This is a genomic window from Marinobacter vulgaris (assembly GCF_003344045.1).
Lineage (GTDB): Bacteria > Pseudomonadota > Gammaproteobacteria > Pseudomonadales > Oleiphilaceae > Marinobacter > Marinobacter vulgaris.
On the sequence record NZ_QFWX01000003.1, the window covers coordinates 174,126 to 193,769 of the forward strand.

General features: G+C 57.9%; 19 protein-coding genes. 10 read left to right on the forward strand and 9 right to left on the reverse strand.

Annotation, left to right across the window (positions count from 1 at the left end; genetic code table 11):
• Positions 1–5: 5 nt before the first annotated feature.
• A complete protein-coding gene (locus tag DIT71_RS07000) occupies positions 6–893 on the reverse strand; it encodes a phytanoyl-CoA dioxygenase family protein (protein WP_114612503.1) in 888 nt (295 codons plus the stop codon).
• A gap of 170 nt (positions 894–1,063) precedes the next feature.
• Between DIT71_RS07000 and DIT71_RS07005 the strand changes: the two genes are divergently transcribed.
• From DIT71_RS07005 to DIT71_RS07015, 3 genes are all read left to right on the forward strand, one after another.
• A complete protein-coding gene (locus DIT71_RS07005) occupies positions 1,064–1,876 on the forward strand; it encodes a DUF1206 domain-containing protein (RefSeq protein ID WP_114612504.1) in 813 nt (270 codons plus the stop codon).
• Between the two features lie 16 nt (positions 1,877–1,892).
• On the forward strand, positions 1,893–2,495 hold the full coding sequence (locus DIT71_RS07010; protein WP_114612505.1) for a YqaA family protein: 603 nt from the start codon (positions 1,893–1,895) through the stop codon (positions 2,493–2,495).
• Between the two features lie 76 nt (positions 2,496–2,571).
• Positions 2,572–2,811: a DUF1289 domain-containing protein gene (locus tag DIT71_RS07015; protein ID WP_199490966.1), complete on the forward strand. Its 240-nt coding sequence runs from the start codon at positions 2,572–2,574 to the stop codon at positions 2,809–2,811.
• A gap of 44 nt (positions 2,812–2,855) precedes the next feature.
• On the opposite strand, the gene DIT71_RS07020 is transcribed toward DIT71_RS07015, so the two are convergent.
• The gene (locus DIT71_RS07020; protein ID WP_114612506.1) at positions 2,856–3,248 is read right to left on the reverse strand and encodes a DUF3775 domain-containing protein; all 393 of its coding nucleotides are present in this window, start codon (positions 3,246–3,248) and stop codon (positions 2,856–2,858) included.
• Between the two features lie 119 nt (positions 3,249–3,367).
• On the reverse strand, positions 3,368–4,810 hold the full coding sequence (locus DIT71_RS07025; protein ID WP_167507452.1) for an Nramp family divalent metal transporter: 1,443 nt from the start codon (positions 4,808–4,810) through the stop codon (positions 3,368–3,370).
• Between the two features lie 177 nt (positions 4,811–4,987).
• Between DIT71_RS07025 and DIT71_RS07030 the strand changes: the two genes are divergently transcribed.
• Both DIT71_RS07030 and DIT71_RS07035 read left to right on the forward strand, forming a co-directional pair.
• Positions 4,988–5,407 carry a DUF2267 domain-containing protein gene (locus tag DIT71_RS07030; protein ID WP_114612507.1) on the forward strand — a complete coding sequence of 140 codons (420 nt, stop codon included), beginning with the start codon at positions 4,988–4,990 and terminating at the stop codon, positions 5,405–5,407.
• A 277-nt stretch (positions 5,408–5,684) separates the two neighbouring features.
• Positions 5,685–6,017 (forward strand): DUF3135 domain-containing protein, encoded by a 333-nt coding sequence (locus DIT71_RS07035; protein WP_114612508.1) that lies wholly within the window; start codon positions 5,685–5,687, stop codon positions 6,015–6,017.
• Positions 6,018–6,036: 19 nt separating this feature from the next.
• On the opposite strand, the gene DIT71_RS07040 is transcribed toward DIT71_RS07035, so the two are convergent.
• Positions 6,037–6,603: an HdeD family acid-resistance protein gene (locus DIT71_RS07040; protein WP_114612509.1), complete on the reverse strand. Its 567-nt coding sequence runs from the start codon at positions 6,601–6,603 to the stop codon at positions 6,037–6,039.
• Between the two features lie 188 nt (positions 6,604–6,791).
• Here DIT71_RS07040 and DIT71_RS07045 point away from each other — a divergent pair, with 188 nt between their 5' ends.
• Entirely contained in the window at positions 6,792–7,916 is a 1,125-nt protein-coding gene (locus DIT71_RS07045) for an App1 family protein (RefSeq protein WP_114612510.1), read from the forward strand.
• A gap of 30 nt (positions 7,917–7,946) precedes the next feature.
• Here DIT71_RS07045 and DIT71_RS07050 read toward each other — a convergent pair whose 3' ends face one another.
• Positions 7,947–8,681 carry a Crp/Fnr family transcriptional regulator gene (locus DIT71_RS07050; RefSeq protein WP_114612511.1) on the reverse strand — a complete coding sequence of 245 codons (735 nt, stop codon included), beginning with the start codon at positions 8,679–8,681 and terminating at the stop codon, positions 7,947–7,949.
• Positions 8,682–8,842: 161 nt separating this feature from the next.
• Between DIT71_RS07050 and thpD the strand changes: the two genes are divergently transcribed.
• Together thpD and DIT71_RS07060 are read left to right on the forward strand one after the other, a co-directional pair.
• Positions 8,843–9,754: an ectoine hydroxylase gene (thpD, locus tag DIT71_RS07055; protein ID WP_114612512.1), complete on the forward strand. Its 912-nt coding sequence runs from the start codon at positions 8,843–8,845 to the stop codon at positions 9,752–9,754.
• A gap of 134 nt (positions 9,755–9,888) precedes the next feature.
• The gene (locus DIT71_RS07060) at positions 9,889–10,545 is read left to right on the forward strand and encodes a DUF5666 domain-containing protein (protein WP_114612513.1); all 657 of its coding nucleotides are present in this window, start codon (positions 9,889–9,891) and stop codon (positions 10,543–10,545) included.
• 76 nt (positions 10,546–10,621) lie between these two features.
• Here DIT71_RS07060 and DIT71_RS07065 read toward each other — a convergent pair whose 3' ends face one another.
• The 3 genes from DIT71_RS07065 to DIT71_RS07075 form a co-directional block, all read right to left on the reverse strand.
• A complete protein-coding gene (locus DIT71_RS07065; RefSeq protein WP_114612514.1) occupies positions 10,622–10,912 on the reverse strand; it encodes a BON domain-containing protein in 291 nt (96 codons plus the stop codon).
• Positions 10,902–14,636, reverse strand: coding sequence for an AsmA family protein (locus DIT71_RS07070; RefSeq protein WP_144114486.1), 3,735 nt, complete (start codon positions 14,634–14,636; stop codon positions 10,902–10,904). The genes DIT71_RS07065 and DIT71_RS07070 overlap by 11 nt, the downstream gene beginning before the upstream one ends.
• A 120-nt stretch (positions 14,637–14,756) precedes the next feature.
• Positions 14,757–15,668, reverse strand: coding sequence for a histone deacetylase family protein (locus DIT71_RS07075; RefSeq protein WP_114612516.1), 912 nt, complete (start codon positions 15,666–15,668; stop codon positions 14,757–14,759).
• A 165-nt stretch (positions 15,669–15,833) separates the two neighbouring features.
• Here DIT71_RS07075 and DIT71_RS07080 point away from each other — a divergent pair, with 165 nt between their 5' ends.
• Complete coding sequence (locus DIT71_RS07080; protein WP_114612893.1) at positions 15,834–16,487, forward strand: ABC transporter ATP-binding protein; 654 nt, start codon at positions 15,834–15,836, stop codon at positions 16,485–16,487.
• Positions 16,477–19,041: an ABC transporter permease gene (locus DIT71_RS07085; protein ID WP_114612517.1), complete on the forward strand. Its 2,565-nt coding sequence runs from the start codon at positions 16,477–16,479 to the stop codon at positions 19,039–19,041. Before DIT71_RS07080 ends, DIT71_RS07085 begins: the two co-directional genes overlap by 11 nt.
• Before the next feature lie 52 nt (positions 19,042–19,093).
• On the opposite strand, the gene DIT71_RS07090 is transcribed toward DIT71_RS07085, so the two are convergent.
• On the reverse strand, positions 19,094–19,639 hold the full coding sequence (locus DIT71_RS07090; protein ID WP_114612518.1) for a type 1 glutamine amidotransferase domain-containing protein: 546 nt from the start codon (positions 19,637–19,639) through the stop codon (positions 19,094–19,096).
• Between the last annotated feature and the right edge of the window lie 5 nt (positions 19,640–19,644).

Consider the following 19,644-nt stretch of genomic DNA (forward strand, 5'->3'; position numbering starts at 1 on the left):
CGTCTCTACGTCTTTTTTTGTGAATTCAGTTTGTCGCTCGCGGCAACAGCCGCCAGCTTTCCCAGCTTCTGCCCGCTGACGAGATGCCTGAAGATCTGGGAGGTTACGTAAGGTGCCAAACCATCCATATTGGGTGCGCCAGCACCGCCGGCCATATCATGGCAATTGACAGTGCGGGTTTCAAAAGACAGCCGTGTCAGGTTCGTCGTATTGGGCACGCTCGCATGGAGGTGGGCACCTGAGAAGCACAGCAGATCACCGGGTAGCAGACTGACTACCAGGGCGTCGTCCCAGCCTGGGGCTCTGGCGGCTGTCGGCAGAAGCGGGTAACCGGGAACGCTTTTTTCCCGGTGCGCCTGCACCATGTCCTGAAAATTCCAGTCATCACTATCATTCTCGACGATACGGCTAAAAAAGCTCGGGAACAGCACAAGCGTTCTCTCCGGCGTGGTGTCGTAGAGAGGGGCCCACCAGTTAATCTGTGCCTGTAGATTGGAGCCCCAGGTGTCCCTGTGGGCGCGTAGCGGTTCCGTTCGCTCGCCCTCTGATCCCGACCGCGGTGGCTGGACTCGAATGACGACTCCGTCACCGTACGTTTCGTTCAGATCGGTATCGATTGCAGCCAGCACCTGACGCCACGCTAGGTGTACGTCATCGTCTTTCCTGATCGCTGCGTGCAGATTTTCAGCGGCCCGATCAATCTCGGGGGAAGACATTGATTGGTGCGCCCTGGTCGGATCATCACCGAAATAGTCGACGCAATATGCTCGTAACCTGTCGGTGAGCTGACCCATCGCATCAAAACCCCGGAAAACAATCAGTTCGCCCTGGTAGATTCTGCTGTTTCGTTCGGCCTCCGGGAGAGGTGTTGCCAGTTGGTATAAAGCAGTCATGGTCTGAAATCTTATCCAGGATAATGGCGGGTCAGATGCCCCACAAACAACAAACGACCCAACTGACTACACCCGACCCTGTCGCCGGAGTACAATTGAATGGCAGGTGCAGCGCTGACCAAAGGGTGTGGCAAGTATAGCAGCACGGATTGTTCTAACAGGGAATGGTTATGGCGACAAGCAGGACGACCCCGGATCACCGCGATGCGATTATGCTCCTTGCCCGTGCGGGTTATGGGGCGCGGGGTATTGTCTATCTGCTGGTGGGTGGGCTGGCAGCTCTGGCTGTACTGGGACAGGGCGGCCAGACCACCGGTAGCCGTGGAGTACTGCAGCGTGTCATGCTGGCGCCCTGGGGAGATGTTCTGATCGGGATCATGGTTGTCGGCCTGCTGGGGTTTGCCCTGTGGCGCGGTATCCAGGCGATCAAGGATACCGATCATCACGGCACCACCGCCAAGGGCCTTTTGGTCCGTTCCGGTCTCTTCGCAAGTTCCATATCTCACATCATGCTGGCAGTCTTTGCGGCCAGCCTGATTTTCACTCTGGGAGGTTCCTCCGGTGGCTCAGGGAGTGGGGCGGCAGGCATAGCCACCTGGCTGATGAGCCAGTCCTACGGTCGATGGCTGGTTGCCGCGGTTGGAGTTGCACTTGCGGGAGCCGGGTTCGCTCACGAGATCAAGGCATGGAAAACGCAATTTGATCGCCACTTCAACATGCCCACGCGGGTCAAGTATTGGGCCTATCCCATCTGCCGGTTCGGCCTGGTGATCCGCGGACTGGTGTTCGTCATTGTCGGGGTCTTTTTCATTATGGCCGCCTACCAGCTGGATCCTGACGAGGCCGGTGGTATTGCCGAGGTCTTCACTATGCTGAGCACTCAGGCCTTTGGCCAGAGCCTGCTGGTGCTGGTGGCTTCCGGTCTGTTTGCGTTTGGTATCTACAGCTGGCTGGAAGCGGTGTATCGCCGCATCGAACCCTAGGCCGGAGCGCACATTGATGGTATTCAAATCCAGGCGCGCACAGCGTTGGTTTCAGCGTATCAACGGCTCCAACCACATGCTCTGGTTTCTGGCAGTGGTGTCTTTCCTGGAAACCATCATTGTTCCCATCCCGATAGAACTGGTGCTGATCCCGCTGATGGCCCTCAACCGCGATCGTATCTGGCGGTTGGCTGCGGTGACCACTCTTGGTTGTCTGGTGGCAGCATTGGTCGGTTACGGGGTGGGGATGGCGCTGTATCAGTCTGTGGGCGTCTGGTTCATCGAGAGTATGGGCATGCAGGGTGGCTACGAGTCGTTCCAGGCATTTTTCGATCAGTACGGCTTTGTCGCCATACTGGCTCTCGGCATAGTACCTGTTCCCTTTCAGATCGCCATGATCACTGCCGGCGTTTCTGGCTACCCCATTTACCTGTTCGTGCTGGCGGCCTTGATCGCCCGCGGTATTCGCTATTACGGCCTGGCGTGGCTGATTCTGAGGTTTGGCAGGGGAGCGGAAGAGTTGTGGCGGCGCCATGCGATCACTGCCAGTCTCGGGGCTGCCGCGGTTGTCATTACCATTTCGCTAGCGTTACAGACGCTTGCGGATCGCATAATCTAGGGCGGCCTTGCAGACACCGGCTGCTACCCCCAACATTGGACGTAAAGCCTCTTTAAACGGAGAAAAGCCAAAGTCCATGGAACCCATCACCAAGAAACCCTGCATTGACCTGTGCGAATTCAACAAGAAAGACATCTGTAAAGCCTGCGGGCGAACGCGGCAGGAGAAGAAAGAGTGGAAAAAGCTGTCCGCCGACGAGAAGCACGCGATTTGGGCGCGCATTCTCGAGTCGCACGGCTCAGGCAAGGGCAAAAAGCCCAAGGCATTGCGGGAACTTTACGAAAAGGCCAAGCGCAAACAGCGTGAAAAGGACTGACAATCAACCAGCCTTTTCACGGCGCATTCAGCTGAAAGTTGCATTTAAAGGCCTTCATCGCACCCGTAACCATGTAACTCAAGCCCCTCACGCAGGTAGTCTGCGAGTAGAGGGTGATCCATGAGGTATTGCGCAGTTTCCGGTGACCATTGTTCCTTTGCCTGCTGCACGATGCTGTCCCATTCATCCAGGGCGTAATCGCCTCTGCCCAGCCAGAGCAGGGCAACCACTTCATGTTGCTGATCGGGCTCCAGATCCTTGATGATGGTTTCGAACTCGTCGTAACTGGTATTGTCTTTATGGTCAGCCAGCATGTGCTGGGACCAGTCGTCCGCCGCGCCGTTACCCTCGTCCGGAATGCTGACGGGTTCCCGGACATTATAGGCCTGAGCCAGTTCAATCAGTCTGCAAACGGTGTCTGGATTAACGTTTAGCATATTGTTCCTCCCCGGTTCTGATTTCTGGTTTTCCCCTGTAACTATGCTTGGTCCGGCCGCAGGCAGTTTCAATGGCTGAGGCCGAACTGCTTTCCGACTGCCTTGAAATTCGCCAGGCATCATCCGATGAAGCGCGCGAAATACACAACGCCGAAGCCCAGATAGAAAAGCCCTGCCAGACCCATGCTGATCGTGGCTAGCCAGCCCGGTTTTAAAGCCGCTGGCAATCGCAGTTGATTCACCAGCAGTGCCGTCAGGACGATAAACGGTGTATGTGCGGCTGCAATGATGCCCGAGACAGACATGACTTCCACGGGATCTCGGAACAGGAGAATGATCAGTGCCGGCACCAGTCCGGTGATCACGACAATAAAAAGCCGTTTAAGGAAAATCCGCTCCAGCGTTTGCCAACCGGTTCTGGCCTCCAGCCACCGCAGCGAGCCCAGCATGAAACCCGGTGTATCGGCGTGGCGCCTGTGCCGTATAAGAATGAGAGTCATGTCGGCAAAGCTGCGCCCCCAGCCATCCTGGTTGGCCAGCACGCTTCCTCCAAGGGCAATAAAAATAGCTGCCAGCATCAGCCAGGTTCCGGTTGTGCCCCAGATGTCGGCGTATAAACGGGTCAGGTCGCTGGCGACGTTGGTGCCTTCCGGCATGAGACCCTCCGGGGCCAGGAGTTCCGCGCCCAGAACCAGGAACGAGCAGATGACGGTTGCGCCGGCAACGACCCCCAATAGTGCGGTCCGTGTCATGATCCTTATCCATGCCCGTGCGCGATATATGTCGAGCTCCGGAGGCTGGAACTCCGTCTTGGCTTTTCTGTCCTCTGCCTCTGCTTCGGCGGGGATTTCGTCATCTTTTTCATGTCCTTCCAGGCCACCGCCATAGCCCCTGGTAGCGGTCCAGTAACCGAACCAGACAATACCCATGGAGCCGGCGAGAATAGTGCCAACCCACGGCATGATCACGTAAAGGTCAGCGTCGGATGGCCATGATGCGGCAAGCCCCGGGGAAACCTCGGACAGCCCAGGAAACACCAGCGCGGCTGCAACCACGGTAATCACAAGCAGCGCCCCCGCCAGAACGCGGGAAACCTTCTCGATAAACAGATATCGCCCGGTGGTGGTCAGCAGAGTACACAGACCCACGGTAGCGAGTGCGTAAACGGTCATCCCGCCCGGCAGAAAGGTTCCGGCCGCGCTGCCGACCACTGCGGACAGCCCGGCAATGCCAACGGACGCGGCAAGAAGCTGTGGTACGAAAATCAGCCATACAGCCCAGTTCCGCGGACCGGGGAGGGTATGCATGCCCTCCAGCATGGTACAACCGCTGACAATGGAGAACCGGGCCATTTCCCGAATCATGACCCACATGAAGAATACAACCAGAATCAGCAGCCATAGCAGCTCGTATTGGTAGGCGGCAGCCACCCGTGGAGTAAAAAGAATAGAACCGGTCCCAACCGCAGACAACATCCACAGCAGCCCGGGGCCATACCACCGAATGCGGGCGAGGCCTTCCGGAGCAAACGGGAATTTTTCTCGAAACATCTTACGAGTCAAAAGGTTTCTCCTCAGGTAACAATAAATCTTTCCGGGGCTGACACAACTCTGGCGAAATGTCCGGGTCTGACTGCAGCCGCCCAAGGTACCAATATCTTTTAGCTGTTGAAATCAGGGCAAACGGCCTCAGGATTGCCAGTAAGCTGTTATTCATTACGCAATTTGAAGGAGTGCTTGATGCAATCCAGTATCAATATCGTCGACCACAACATCAAAACCATTAATACCTGGCTCAATGACATCTCCAATGAGCTTGACGGCATAGGTGAGGAAGAGGCCTGGGCCCGGCTGAAAGCGGTACTGCAAACCCTGAGGGATCGTATTACGGTGACTGAGGCTGCCGATTTTGCCGCCCAACTGCCAATCATTGTCCGTGGTCTTTATTTCGAGGGATGGCATCCCGCGGAAACGCCGCATAAATGGCGGGACAGAGCGGACTACATGGATGCCTTCAACCATAAACTGGAAGGCGAAGCCAACGGCGAGGAAACCCTGAAAGCTGTCCTGAGGGTTCTTGATCGCCACCTGGACAGTAACGAACTGATCCAGATCAAGGAGATGCACCCGAAAGAATTGTGGGATCTCTGGCCGCAATAATCAGTTTACCTTTCGACTCTTTTCCGTTTAAGGGGGCTCTGGCGCCACGCCGGGGCGCCTGAATTCCGGAACCCGCCTCAGACACTGAAAACGCGTTTCAAATTCTCCATACTCGCTAAACAGACCAGTTGGAGGATGAAACCCGTCATGCCGACTATATTCTAAAAGACCCAGCACAAAAGCAGGTTGTTTGCCGGACTGTGGAATGCGGGTTACAGGGACTTTCAATACGAGTGGTGCTGCACTGATTGCTTGAATCCAGGAAAGGAGGAAAGTCATGGAGATGCCCACGTTCGATGAGCTCAAGGATCTGGCTGAGCGCGACCCGGAAGGTTTCGAGGTATTGCGCGCGGAATTGATAGAGGACTGCATTCGTCGCAGTTCGGGGTGCAATCAACGGCGGCTGCGCGGACTCCAGTTTGTGATAGAGGCGCGGCGGCGGGTAGCTGGCAGCCCCATGAAAGCACTGCTGGACATTCAGGCCATGATGTACGATTCGTTGCTCGGGCTGCAGCAGGCCCTGCATGTGCCGGAACGCCCCCCTGAACCGTCAGCACCAGCCACCGCCCGTGTCCTGCAATTCGGAGAGTCAAAGCCCTCCGCGGATTAATGGTTCCCCTATCTGCCAGTTACAGGCGTTTGGCTCGGCTGGCGAGCGCGATCATCCAGATGCCCGTGAAAATGAAGTCGATACCCAGCAGCAGGCCCAGGAACCAGGGGTAGGCTTTGCTAAGCTGTAACAGGACCAACAGCCCCAGGGCCAGGGACAACAGCCCCCCGACAAGGAGCCAGCCCCAGCCCAGGGCGGGCTTCACCTGAAACGCAAACGTCGTTTTAAGGATGCCGGTAACGAGAAAAAATGCAGCAACCAGGGTTGTCAGGGTTATTACGCCTGCCAGAGGATAAAAGAGCATCAGCAGACCGACAATCAGTGCAAGGGCTGAGAGTCCCAGGCTGAGAAAGAAACCTGCCCAGCGGGGAATGGAAAAGGACTGCACCGCCTGCGCGATGCCCGCGATGACAAACAGGATGCCTATGGCAATTTCCAGGGACATGGTGGCAACAAAGGGAAAGGCAATGGCGGCAATCCCGAGCACCAGAAAAACCACGCCAAGCCCTGTGAACCAGCGGGTATGATGCTTGATATCATTAATCAGATTGGTCTGGACGCTCACCTCGTAACGCCTGGTTTCCATGTGATACTCCTTTCTTGACGATGATAGGGGTAGCCGAAGGGTCCGCCACTTACAATTTGTTATGGCTTCAATGGCTGGTATTTCAACCGCGCGGACTGTTCCGGTTTTCCCCAAAGCCTTATGATACCGAAGCTTACACTCCCGGCGATGGGCGCAAGTCTGTCTTGAGAATTTAAAAAGAGGAACTGATGTCGCTTCAGAATCGTTTGCACCGTTATGCGCAATCCCTTCGCAGTGGGCTTCATGTGCTGGCGGCTCCTGTAAAAGGCGATAATGGGAGGGGCGGCCTGTTTATTCAGTCCTACCGGGGCTATGGCTCCCGCAATCGCGTGTGCCTGATAGGAAGGGTTTTCCGGCAGCCCCATTTCGGGGCATCGTGGCGGGAGGACCGGCTGCGCCGGGACCTCATCGACCTGACCCGCAGGCTCCTGCGCAAGCCTATTGTCGGAGCCCGCGTGCGGATACGGTACAAGGACACCAACACCATCGTCCATACCGACCGTCATGGCTACTTTCGCGTCGATATGGAGCTGGGTACCATGCCCTCAGACGTTGCCTGGCATGAGATGGAACTGTCTCTGGACAGTCCCGTTGACGAGCGAGCCACTACCACCGGCGAATTCTTCACCCCGCTGTCGAGCGCCCGTTACGGTGTGATCAGCGACATTGACGATACCGTGGTCTACACAGGCGTTGCCAATACCGCCATGATGATGTGCCGCCTGTTTGCACAGGGTGCCGAAAGCCGTGTGGTTTTTCCCGGTGTGCCGGCCCTGTATCAGGCATTTCATGCCGGCAGCGATGAGAAGGAGCGAAACCCGCTGTTCTATGTTTCCCGGGCTCCCTGGAGCATCTACCAGGTACTGGTGGAGGTGTTCCACCGCAACCGGCTCCCCAATGGACCGATCCTGATCCTGCGGGAATGGGGAATGAAGCGCGGCAGTCTGCTGCCACGGAGGGCCAAGGACCACAAGCAGGACGCAATTTGCCACATCCTTGAGGTATACCCGGACATGCGATTTATCCTGGTTGGCGATTCCGGGCAACGTGACCCGGAGATCTACAACCACATTCTGCGTGAACATCCCGGTCGTATCCTGGGTATTTATATTCGCGACGTCAGCAATACGCCGGAGCGTTCCGAGGCCATCGACAGGCTGGCCCGGGAAGCCCGTGAGGCGGGCTGTGATCTGATACTGGCAGCCGACAATCTGGCGATGGCAGAGCATGCGGCCGGGCAGGGGCTTATTGCCGACCACGCAGTGAGGGGGGTGCGCGAAGAGCAGGAACGCGCCCAACAGAACGAAGACTGATTCTGGCAAGGCCCAACTGATCGTTCATGACTAAGATTCGCTGATCGGACTCTCCAGATAGAATTCATCGAACCCTGCCACGGACTGCAGACCATTTATATCCAATAACTCCAGATGGGCGTTGCCCGTATTCAAAAGGCCTTCCTGACGAAATTCCTGGAATGTCCGGCTCACATGCACCGCACTGAGGCCCAGGGCATCGGCCAGTACACTCTGACTCAGGGGCAGAGACAAGTGGTTCTCGACAAAAGCATTGGTTCGCAGAAGACGGTACGAAAGTTCCACAAGAAAATGCGCCAGCTTCTCCCGGGCCGAGCGGCGGCCGAGATTCACCAGCCTCTCCAGCAGAATCGCCTGGTCCCTTGAGGTAATCATGAACATGACGCTGCACAGCACCAATGAGCTGGAAAAAATATGGTCCAGATGGTGCCTCGGAAAGGCGCAGAGTTCGGCATCACTGAGCATGACGACGCTGGTGATGCGCTTGCGGAAGGAAAATTCCCGCAGTCCCACAATATCTCCGGGCACGTAGACATCCAGTACCTGCCTGGTTCCGTCTTCCAGGTCGCGGAAAGAACAGGCCCAGCCTTTGCTGAGGGTGTAGAAGCTGTCGGACTGATCACCCTGCTGCCACAGAATGGTATTTTTGGGCCACTTTTCCGGACCCTCTTCCAGGGAAAGTAAAAGCTGCTGGCTATTTTCATCGAGCTCCGCATAGGACTCGAAGTGCTTGACGATACAGCTATCGTCGGAATCGTTGCTCATTTTATTTCCTCATTTGACACCGCACAGTTGCTTGGCCCCTCGTGGAGTATGAATGCACCCGCACTTCGACCCTATAACCTAGGTTATCTCTTGCCCGCTTGCTCCCATGCTACCGTCAATTCGACATTTAACGTAACAAAATCAATGAGGATTGAGCAGCAATGTTACAGACAACCGATTTCTATCCGACCCGGGAAGGCTATACCAAAGGACGCTTCCCCAGGAATGAGCCGGTGATTCACGCAGACGCTGTCCAACGTGCTGAAGGACCGCTGAGCGAAAACGAGCTGGGAAAATATGAACGCGACGGGTTCCTGTCTCTGGAAGGTTACTTTTCGCCGGAGGCGGTTGCGCCTTTCTTTGATGAGCTGGATCAGATCGAAAAGGATCCGGTGATGTGCCAGAAGGACCAGGTGATCATGGACCCGGACCAGAAAAAGGTTCGTTCGGTCTTCGACATGCATAATCTCTCCAGTGCTTTCGATCGGATGACCCGCGACCCCCATCTGCTGTCCATGGTGCAGCAACTGCTCGGAAGTGATGTGTATATCCATCAGTCCCGCATCAACGACAAGTCCGGCTTCTGTGGCAATGGTTTCGAATGGCATTCGGATTTCGAGACCTGGCACAGCGAGGACGGCATGCCGGCCATGAGGGCAGTCAGTGCCTCCATTATGCTGACCGACAACAATGCCTTTAACGGGCCCCTGATGCTGATCCCGGGGTCACACCAGTCTTTCGTTCCCTGCCCGGGGGAGACTCCGGATAACAACTGGACCGAGTCACTCAAGAATCAGACGGTTGGCGTACCTCCCCGTGAGGCAGTCGCCGACCTTGCTAACGCCCGGGGCATCGAGCAACCCCTTGGGCCAGCCGGCTCGCTGCTGTTGTTCGAGTGCAATACCCTGCACGCGTCCAATGCCAATATGTCGCCATGGCCGCGGTCGAACCTGTTCTTTGTCTACAACAGCGTTGATAACCGCCTGGAAAAACCGTTCTCCGGCAAGTCACCGAGGCCAGGTTTCCTGGGTGCAAGGGAGAATACCCGTCCGCTCACGCCCGTTTCCGACTGAACTGGAAACGACGGTAGTTTGCGGCTTCTGCAGTGTTGACAACAGGAGGGCAAAGTATGCTTAGCTAAATTGGTGTATTTGAAGTTCGTATTCAGTCTCAATTCATATCACGGATATTTCGTGAGGAGGAAGATATGAAATTCATCGCAAAAAACAGAACTCTACTACAAGCAACAAGTGCAATTGGTGCAGCCACTGCAATTACATTAGCGGCACCAGCAGCGGCACAGGTTGAAGGTAAGCCTGATGGCAGCTGGGTGTCATTGAGCGGTCAGGTGGCATCACATACTCCCAGCGAATTTACGTTGGATTATGGAGAAGGCACGATAACCGTCGAAACTGATGACTGGGACAGTATCGGCGATGCCTGGATGATAAACGAAGGCGACAGCGTTACCGTTTATGGTCGGGTCGACGATGGTTTTTACCAGAACCGAAGAATCGAAGCCGGTAGTGTATATGTTGAGGATCTGGACACCGTGATTACCGCCCCGTCGGCGGCCGATGAGGAAGAGGTGTTGCCGGTAACCTATACTTATCTCAGTGTGCCTGCTGACTACGATTTCCAGGTCGCTGGTACCGTTACCTCGGTTTCCGGCCGTGAATTTACCGTAGATACCGGGGACAGAGAGGTCTCGGTTGACACCATGCAAATGGGTTACAACCCACTGGATGATGTCGGTTTAGTGCAGATCGAGGAGGGCGACTTTGTCAGCGTTTCGGGTGATCTTGACCTGGGCGTCTTCGATGAAACCGAGATTTCCGCTGAGACTATCGTCTCCTACAACTAAAACGTCACTGGCAGGCTATTGGCCCTGGAGTGCGAAAAGGGCGCGCTCCAGGGCCAGCGCCTTTATACCTTCGCGATTATTTAACCACAATCCGATTACTGACATCATCCACGCTGCTGTTTTCCCGCACCAATTCTTCGGCGCGCTGCCGTTGAGTGGCCGTTTCCACAAAGCCCTCCAGCAGGATCTCGCTCTCGTCGATTGTGATGTTGATGGCAGAACCGGCCAGGTCCTCCGTCTCAAGCAGAACAGCCTTCAGCCGCACCGCTTCTGCGGTATCCTGTCTCGCCATGACGGAGCCATCGAACCCAGCGCAACCACTGGTGAGCATTAGCCAGAGCACAAGATAACGACTGTCAGCGTTCATTGTTTTCAGACTTATTTTTGCCTTCCGGGTTTTCACTGATGGCCTCCATACTCCGGCCTATCAGTCCGTCGCAGTACGGAAGTTCGTTTCCCGTGCCAAGGTCGAGCAGAGGCAGAAGGGCAGCAACTGGAGTGGTGACGGCAGCCAGAGCGACACTGCTGGCTAACTGCACGGCCATATTCCCGGTCTGCAGCCCGGGCTCCGGGTCATTGAAGGTGCCGCCAAGATGAAGCGGACTGCGCGCCGACAGAACGCTGACATCCTTGGGATGGGCAAAAATGGTGATATCCAGGCGCTCGTTGTTGAAGTTTACGGTACCGATACCCGAAAAGCTGGTATCTGTGGTATCCACAGCGAGAGTGTCGAACCTGACGACACCGTCCCGGGTTTGCAGATCAGCGTAGGCACAGTCTATGGGGATAGGATCCCGCCCACGCGCCCAGCTCAGAAAGGACTGGGTGGCATCCAGCCCGGCCAGTTCGACCATTAGGGCATCCAGCTTGCCCTGGGTCATCAGCATGACCATGCCGCCATCCGCGGAGCCGAGCAGGTCTGCGATGGAGCTGCCGTTCACCCAGAACTTGCCCTGACCGGCGACAGTGCCCACGCTGTCATTAGCCAGGTCCCAGTTACTAAGCGCCTTGTCGAGATTAACCGCCTGCACCTCCACCTGCAGTGTCCCTTCCGGAGGCGCCGGTCTGGAATCGATGTCGAGATTGAAGTCCACCTGACCATCTCCTACCCCGAAACCCAGCGGCTCGAACAAGGCACGGCCGTCTGCGAGCTCGAAATCGATGACCACGTTGCTCAGGGGGATACCCGCAGCCCGCACGGATTTTCCCCGGTAACGGACCTCCGCGGATAGATCCTGCCAGGCAGATGTGATGAGGGATTGGTCAGGCAGCACGAACCGTTTCCCATCGCCCCCTGTTGAGTCCGTTTGCGACTCCCTGTCAGCAGAGTCCGGTTCCGCACCTGCAAGTACTCCAAGATCCTCCAGCTCGACGGAATCGGAGTATAATTCTCCCGTCAGGTGCGGAGGGCTCGAACTGATATCCAGACCAACCTGTCCACCCAGGTCACTGTCACCAACTACCCCATCCATATTTTTGAATGTCCAGCGGTCATCCCTGTAGGACAGATCGCCCGCCAGAGAGTAAGGGGGCAGATCTGGCAGCGGTACACCCAGCAGGCGGCTAAGGCGGTTCGGGTTGGGGCCTTCCAGATCAAGCAAGAGATCCAGGCCCTTCAGCGCAAACGGCCTCAGAACCGTGCCCCGAACCTCGATTTGGCTATCAACCACAGCGCTTGTAAGTTCAAGTGAGTAGGGGCGATCCGGATGCCGCGCTGCTAAAAGGGGATCGCCGCGAAACCGTAGCGTAAAGGGCGAGCCGTCATACACACCATCACCGTCGATCAAGAAGGTCTGCTCATTGGCCTCAGGGGAATCCAGGCCTTCGGTGCGAAGGCTCAAGGTCATATCCGTGTCGGCTTCCGGGTCGGTAAACGTCAGTTGCGAGGGCTCGAAAAAGAGGCGGCCAATAAAGGGCAGGACCAGATCCTCCTGCTGATCCACCGCAAGGGACTCGGTCATACCCAGGTGAAGCCGTCCGGAAAGTTTGCCCAGGCGATCCTCAAGGGGTGTAAAGGTGTCTCCGAGCAGGCTCAGGGAGATGTTCTCGAACGTGGCGTCAATGATGCCCGAGGCAGGCTGATCGGCGGCATCCAGAGCCACTGAGCTGCGCCAATGGCCCCTGGCGATATCGAAGTCCAGTGGTTCGACCCGGAGCCTGGCGGAATCCAGACTGGCGGACAGTGTCAGGTTTGTCACCTCCGGCGTCTCCGGGAGCACCAGCGCTCCTGCCCGCAGATTCAGTTGGCCATCGAATCTGCGCAGGGCTGACAGGGGCGAATCAGCGCTCCGTGGCTCTGCCAGGCCGGTTGCTGCCGGGGTGCGCTGAGAGCTTTGCGCCATAAACTGCGCGAGTTCAATGCGATCAGCCTGAAGGTCAACATTCACTACGAGCCGGTCCGTAGTGCGAAAGTGGAACTCGCCGTCCAGGTAGCTGACCCCGATGTGGCCATCCAGGGAAGTGACAGACCACAGTTCCCCGTCACGGCTCAACCGCCCCGACAGTCGGTACGCCGGCAGGGTGGGCAATGGTACTCCAATCCAGTCTTCCAGATCCTGACCGTCATCGCCCTGGAGCACAAGATTACCGCCGAAGCTTTCGGGTGTCAGGAGCGCTCCCAGCTGTGTGTCTGCCCAGGCGAACAGTTCACCGCTTTGAGCCTGCGCCTGTAGCCGGTAGTTTGTGAGATCTTCCGCCAGCTCCGTCAGGGGGGCACCCTCGAGGGTCATGTCCAGTGGCTTGCCCTGGAAGCGCCCGGTTAACGAGAGTACCGGAGCCTGGGGGTCTCCGGCCTGCTGCAGGTTGAGGTCCAGGTCACTGCCAGCCGCCGTGTCCGGACCCCTGGTCCGGTAGGACGCCCTGGCAACCTCAACGTCGAGGTGCTCCAGAAGAGTTTTCAGCTTCAGGGAGGGAGTCTGCTGCATCTTGCTGAGACCGAGTTCGAGTTCGGCATCCAGGGTTGTTGCGGGTTCTGCGTTCTGGCCAGTGCCATCCAACCCCACTTGTTGCAGGTCCAGCCGGGCCTTCGCGTTGAGAAATCCGGCGTTGCTGACCAGGTGGGCCCTGGCTTCGCCCCGGCCCCTGGCCACGTCAAAACTCAGAGTCTCCAGTATCAGTTCGTGCTGGCCCGGACGCAGCCGGGCCTCTACGTTGCTGAATGTTGCCGGCTTCAGGATGAGCTCGTCGACCGCGAGACGGATGTCCCCCCTCAGGTCTGGCAGCACTGGTATGGATACCGCCGTGGGCTCTTCGCTTGCCCGGGATTCAGGCAGTGCCGCCAGAATCTCGGTGACGTTGATGGAGGGTGAATGCAGTTTTCCGGTTATCGACAGTGGGCTGGAACCGGTATCCACATCAATATTGCCGTCGATACGGACCTCGCCCGCCCGGGCCTGAATATCAGATAACCCCCACTGGCTATTGGCAAACCCGGGGTCTGCCGCGGCCGAAAGTTCGACGGGCACAACCAGGCGTTCGCCGCCTGACCATATTCCGGCCTCCCCGTTCAGGGACAACCTGTCACCGTCCAGCACCAGCGAGGCGAGGGATAACATCTGCGGCCGTTCCGTTTCAGGTGGGGAGTAACGGATCTTTGCGTCATGGACATTGAGCTGCTCGACAGCGAGGGGCAGACCGGCGCCTCCGTCAGCCTTGCCTGAATCTGTCATTTCAGGTAGAACCCAGTTGCCCGGCTTGTCCTCGCGGCTTTCGAGGTTGAGTGTGGGTTCCGTTACCGTTAAGGATTTCAGGGCTGGCTCGCCCCTGAAGAGACTGGTGATGGAGGGTTCAAGCTCAAGGCTCCCAACGGTGAGCATTTCCGGGGTCTGCGCCCAGTCGGCATTGGCCAGCGTCATTTTGCCCACTTCAAGGTGTGGGCGGGGCAGGACGCTCACCGAAATGTCACCGGTAATCTCCATGTCACGGCCAGTCATGGCTTCAACCTGATCGGTGATGGGCCCCTTCAGGAAATTCCAAGACATCAATTCAATGGCAAGAACCGCGACCACCAGCAGCGCCAGGAAAGCGGCCAGCGCCCACTGCAGAACTCTCAACGTTATTTTTAAAGGGGTGCGGTTCTTCGTCATATCCATGACTGGTTCGGTCTTGAGCAATGGGTGAAAATCCAGAGCGGATTGTGACTATATTTCCTTTACCTTAGTTGAAGTTTGCGGGTGCCGTCGTTTTTCATAAGAATGCTCCCGGATAAAGGTTCAGCCAGAGCCGAACACACGGCTGGCCTCTTCCACGACGATTCCGTGGCGCCTTGCCAGTTTGACCCGATCATCATCGTAGCCGCCACCGATCACTGTCGCCACCGGAATACCGCGACGTTTCAGTTCGCTTAGCACCTGATAATCCCGCTCCCGAATGCCGGGTTCCGAGATGTTCAGCTTGCCTAAAGGGTCACCCTGAAACACATCCACTCCTGCATCGTAGAGGACAATGTCTGGCCTCGACAACTCAAGCGCCTTCTGCAGAGTCTCACTGACCACCGCCAGATAGTCTCTGTCACCCATTCCATCCGGTAAGGCCACATCTAGATCGCTGACCTGCTTCTGGAACGGGAAATTGCGCTCGCAGTGAATGGAGCAGGTAAATGCCCCTGGTTCAACGGCCAGCAAGGCGGCGGTGCCATCCCCCTGATGCACATCAACGTCGAAAATGAGTACCCGCTTTATGCCGCCCTGCCGGAGAAGTACGTTGGCGGCGATGGCAAGATCGTTCAGTATGCAGAAGCCGGCGGCATAGTCGAAATGCGCGTGGTGGGTACCACCGGCCAGGTGGCAGGCAACACCATGTTGCAGCGCCAGCTGCGCTGTCAGAACCGTGCCGGACGGTGCCAGAAACGTACGCCTGACCAGCCCCGGGCTCCAGGGAAGATTCATCTGCCTGGTTTCCCGGGCCGAGAGCCGGTTGCCGGCGAAGCGGGCAAGGTAATCCGGGGAGTGAGTCTGCGTCAGCCAGGCCTGGCGACAGGGCGCAGGACGGTAGCTGTTGCCAGCAGTAAGCAGCCCTTGTGAGCGCATGTGATCGGCCAGCAGCCCGAACTTCTCCATGGGGAAGCGGTGCCTTTCCGGGAAAGGAAAGCTGTAGTCAGGGTGGTGAACTAAGGGAATGGGCATGCGGTTTTCCGGTGGCGATGGGTTTGGCGAAGATGTACGGGGCCGGTTGCAGCTGGGATTGCATCTCACTCACACTGGGCTGGTCTGTAAAACGTTCCGTATTTTAACCTGTTCGCGACTTCCAACATCCCGAAGAAAGGTGCCTTTGTGTCCACCAGTGTGCAGATGAGTGATATTCACCTCGCCTACCCAACAGAGTCGGGCACCGTTTCGGTACTCAATAATGCCTCCCTCACGGTTCCGCCCGGCGAGACCCTGGCCATTACCGGCCCTTCCGGCAGCGGTAAAACCTCTCTGCTTCTGCTGCTTTCAGGCCTTCAGCGCCCGGACAGGGGCGAAATCCTGGTGGGTAGTCGGCGCCTGGGGGATATGGATTCCAACACGCTGGCCGACTGGCGCAGTGAGCACCTTGGTATCATCTTCCAGTCGTTCCATCTGCTACCCGGCCTCACCGCGCTTGGCAACGTCAGCCTGCCGCTGGAAATTGCCGGGCAGGGCAGCGCCCGCGAGCAGGCCCTTGCAATGCTGGATGCCGTGGGCCTGAGCCACCGATTGCAGCATTACCCGGGGCAGCTTTCCGGCGGTGAGCAGCAGCGAGTGGCGATTGCCCGGGCACTGGTCCACCAGCCCAGCCTGCTGCTGGGTGACGAGCCAACAGGCAACCTGGACCAGGAAACCGGCGAAAAGGTGCTCTCGCTGCTGTTCGACCTTCACAAGGAGAGCCGGTCCACACTGATACTGGTAACCCACGACGAACGCGTTGCCGGACGTTGTCAGCACCGGGTGCGGATGGAAGGCGGTCGCCTGTATGACGTCTGATGCCGCGAATCCCCTGTGGATGCTGAAATTCGCGATCACCGATTTGCGATCGCGCATCTCTGCTCTCAAGGTCTTCCTCGCCTGCCTTATCCTTGGCGTTACCCTGGTGGCAGCGACGGCAAGTCTTTACCGGGTCATCGAGCAGAGCCTGCTGGCCGATACCCGCGCGCTGCTGGGTGGCGACGTCGAGCTTGAGGCCAGTAAGCCGTTACCGGATGACGTCCTCGAGTGGATCGGCCGTACCGGTAGACTCTCGCTGGTCAGGGAGTTCGACACCATTGTCAGTGGCAGCGACGGTGAAGGCTTCTTCAGGGCCGATATACTGGTTCCCGACGCAGCCTATCCACTCTACGGCGAGCTGCAACTGACGCCAGACAGGCCACGCACCGAGCTTAATGCAAAAAACGACGGTCTCTGGGGCGCCGTCATCGACCCCATGCTGGCCGAGCGCCTGGGCCAGTCAGTTGGCGACGAAATCGGGATCGGTGCAGCCACCTTTCGCATCAGCGGTCTGATTCAGGCGCAGCCCGATCGCAGCCTGAATGCCAACTGGCGCGGCCTGCCAATCATGATTTCCGAACAGGCGCTGGAGGCAACGCAACTGATCCGGCCAGGCAGCCGGGTCGACTACGAGTACCGGGTACAGACCGACCAGAATCTGCCCGTCTGGCTGGAGGAATTCGAACAGGCGTTCCCGGAGACAGACTGGGACACCACCACCTTTGCCGAGCGCAGCGAACGGATTTCGGAGCGACTTGACCAGATTGCAACGGCGCTCATACTGATCGCGTTCACCACGCTGTTCATCGGCGGCCTGGGAGTTGCCAACAGCATCCATGCTTACCTGGATGAAAAACTGGGTACCATTGCCACGCTGCAGACCCTGGGCCTTCGCCGCAGACGATTGGTCGGAATCTACCTTTTCCAGATTGGCATATTGGGCAGCCTGGCCGGTCTTGTCGGCGGTGGCATCGGGCTGGGGCTTTCGGCAGTGGCAATCAGCATGGCTGGCGAGGCCTACGGGCTGGCCGGGCCGGGTGGTGCCGGTGACTGGATTTCCCTGTGGTTTGTGCCGTTGATCCTGAGCTGGCTGTTTGCGGTGCTGACGGCCTATGTGTTCGCGTTGCCGGCGCTGGCCAGGGCTCTTGCAGCTCCACCGGCCGGGCTTTTCCGGGGCCAGGTTCAGGCCGCCAGCCATGAACCGCAGAGCTGGCGGATAGCGAGCTATCTGCTGCTGGCCGTTTACATTTCCGCGACCCTGTTATGGTTGCCGTCTCCGCAATTGGGATTCCTGTTCCTGCTCGCTGTCATGGTGCTCTGGGCTTTGCTGGAAGGTCTGATCAAGGCACTGCGCCGCGGGTCCAAAGCGCTGGAGGATAGCGGCTTTGCCGATCGTAACTTTGCCCGTCGGCTGGCGCTGGCCAATCTCCACCGGCCGGATTCGCCGCTGCGGGCCACACTGCTTTCGTTGGGCACGGCGCTGACCTTGGTGGTGGCCTGTACCCTGATCGTGGCCACGCTGCTGCGAGCCTTGGAAACCACCATACCAGCGGATTCACCTGCGCTGATTCTGTACGAGGTGTTCCCGGATCAGATGGACTCACTGGAGTCCGGCCTTGCCTCCCTTGATGCCTCCAGCAGGGTTGAGCTGCTGCCACTGGTTCGCGCCCGTATGGCGAGTATTAACTCTGAACCCTTATCTGAAGTGCTGGCGGACAGCCCTCAGGCGAGGCGAGAGGCCATGGGTGATGAATACAAGCTCAGCTACCTGTCGGGGAATCCGGAAGGCCTTGAGCTGGTTGCAGGTAGCTGGTGGGATTCACCGGCGCCAGAGGGAGAGCCCGCCTTCATGGCCATGGAGGATCGCGAAGCCAACGAACTCGGGCTGACGGTGGGCGACCAGATAGAGTTTACCGCCCAGGACCAGCCAATGGCGGTCGAAATCCGGGCGATCTACCGGCAAAAAGGCCTGCAGACCCGTTTCTGGTTCGAGGGTATCCTTCAGGACGGCGCACTGGATGAGTTGATCAACCTGTATGTCGGTGCGGTCTATCAGAGCGACCAGGCCGCAAAAGAATCGCAGCAATGGCTCGCCAGAAACATCCCCAACGTCATCACGCTGCGCACGGCGGACTGGCTTGAAACCGCCGGTGACCTGCTCAACAAGGCGGCGGCCGGGCTGGCAACGGTTGCCGCCGTCAGTCTTATGGCCAGCCTGCTTGTGCTGTCGAGCGTGGTCAGTGTCAGTCGCAGGCGACAGCTGTATGAGGCCAACCTGCTGCATTGCCTAGGTGCCAGGCATCAGGCCATTCGGCTATCCATGCTGCTTGAAACCGGGTTGCTGACCTTGCTTGCGACAGTTTTTGCGACAGCACTCGGGGCCCTGATCGCCCTGCCACTGGCGGACCTGGCGCTGAAACTGCCGGCAGGAGATCTGTGGTGGCTCGGGGCTCTGGTCGCGGGTACCGTCAGCTCAATGGCTTTGCTGGGCGGCCTGGTACCTACATTGAGGGCCATGCGGCTTGATCCGGCGGATTTATTGCGGGATGGGTGAGTGGTCAGAGGTGAGCGGGGAGGCATTCAGGACCCTCCCCGGTCAGGCACCACTAGGACTCGGCGGCAACCGCCTCCACAAGTCGGCTGCAGAAAGCATCCAGGTCATCCGGCTTACGGCTTGTGATCAGACCGCCTTCGTGGCATAGCTCCCGATCAACCCAATGGCCGCCGGCATTGTTGATATCGGTTCGAAGGCTGGGGAAGGATGTCAGCGTTTTGCCCCGGACTACATCCGCCTCTATCAACAGCCAGGGGGCGTGACAGATGGCAGCCACAGGCCTGCCTTCTTCCACGAAGCGGGCGATCATGGACACGGCGTCCTTGTCCAGGCGCAACGCATCCGGATTTGCGACGCCGCCCGGCAGCACCAGTGCAGCGTAGTCTTCAACCGCTGCCTGCTGGACGGTTTTGTCCACGTTGAAGCTGTCAGCCTTATCCAGATGATTGTATCCATCAATGCTGCCGGACTTGATCGAAATCAGCTCAACCTTCGCTCCCGCTGACTCCAGCTCTTCCCTGGGACGGGTTAACTCGATTTGCTCTACACCGTCAGTTGCCAGCATGGCGACGGTTTTTCCTTCAAGGGGCTTACTCATACCTC

What these genes read in the sequence shown, in the direction of transcription:
- DIT71_RS07000 (WP_114612503.1), bottom strand. Translation starts at nt 893, where the DNA reads ATGACTGCTTTATACCAACTGGCAACACCTCTCCCGGAGGCCGAACGA.
- DIT71_RS07005 (WP_114612504.1), top strand. Translation starts at nt 1,064, where the DNA reads ATGGCGACAAGCAGGACGACCCCGGATCACCGCGATGCGATTATGCTC.
- DIT71_RS07010 (WP_114612505.1), top strand. Translation starts at nt 1,893, where the DNA reads ATGGTATTCAAATCCAGGCGCGCACAGCGTTGGTTTCAGCGTATCAAC.
- DIT71_RS07015 (WP_199490966.1), top strand. Translation starts at nt 2,572, where the DNA reads ATGGAACCCATCACCAAGAAACCCTGCATTGACCTGTGCGAATTCAAC.
- DIT71_RS07020 (WP_114612506.1), bottom strand. Translation starts at nt 3,248, where the DNA reads ATGCTAAACGTTAATCCAGACACCGTTTGCAGACTGATTGAACTGGCT.
- DIT71_RS07030 (WP_114612507.1), top strand. Translation starts at nt 4,988, where the DNA reads ATGCAATCCAGTATCAATATCGTCGACCACAACATCAAAACCATTAAT.
- DIT71_RS07035 (WP_114612508.1), top strand. Translation starts at nt 5,685, where the DNA reads ATGGAGATGCCCACGTTCGATGAGCTCAAGGATCTGGCTGAGCGCGAC.
- DIT71_RS07040 (WP_114612509.1), bottom strand. Translation starts at nt 6,603, where the DNA reads ATGGAAACCAGGCGTTACGAGGTGAGCGTCCAGACCAATCTGATTAAT.
- DIT71_RS07045 (WP_114612510.1), top strand. Translation starts at nt 6,792, where the DNA reads ATGTCGCTTCAGAATCGTTTGCACCGTTATGCGCAATCCCTTCGCAGT.
- DIT71_RS07050 (WP_114612511.1), bottom strand. Translation starts at nt 8,681, where the DNA reads ATGAGCAACGATTCCGACGATAGCTGTATCGTCAAGCACTTCGAGTCC.
- thpD (WP_114612512.1), top strand. Translation starts at nt 8,843, where the DNA reads ATGTTACAGACAACCGATTTCTATCCGACCCGGGAAGGCTATACCAAA.
- DIT71_RS07060 (WP_114612513.1), top strand. Translation starts at nt 9,889, where the DNA reads ATGAAATTCATCGCAAAAAACAGAACTCTACTACAAGCAACAAGTGCA.
- DIT71_RS07065 (WP_114612514.1), bottom strand. Translation starts at nt 10,912, where the DNA reads ATGAACGCTGACAGTCGTTATCTTGTGCTCTGGCTAATGCTCACCAGT.
- DIT71_RS07070 (WP_144114486.1), bottom strand. Translation starts at nt 14,636, where the DNA reads ATGGATATGACGAAGAACCGCACCCCTTTAAAAATAACGTTGAGAGTT.
- DIT71_RS07075 (WP_114612516.1), bottom strand. Translation starts at nt 15,668, where the DNA reads ATGCCCATTCCCTTAGTTCACCACCCTGACTACAGCTTTCCTTTCCCG.
- DIT71_RS07080 (WP_114612893.1), top strand. Translation starts at nt 15,834, where the DNA reads ATGAGTGATATTCACCTCGCCTACCCAACAGAGTCGGGCACCGTTTCG.
- DIT71_RS07085 (WP_114612517.1), top strand. Translation starts at nt 16,477, where the DNA reads ATGACGTCTGATGCCGCGAATCCCCTGTGGATGCTGAAATTCGCGATC.
- DIT71_RS07090 (WP_114612518.1), bottom strand. Translation starts at nt 19,639, where the DNA reads ATGAGTAAGCCCCTTGAAGGAAAAACCGTCGCCATGCTGGCAACTGAC.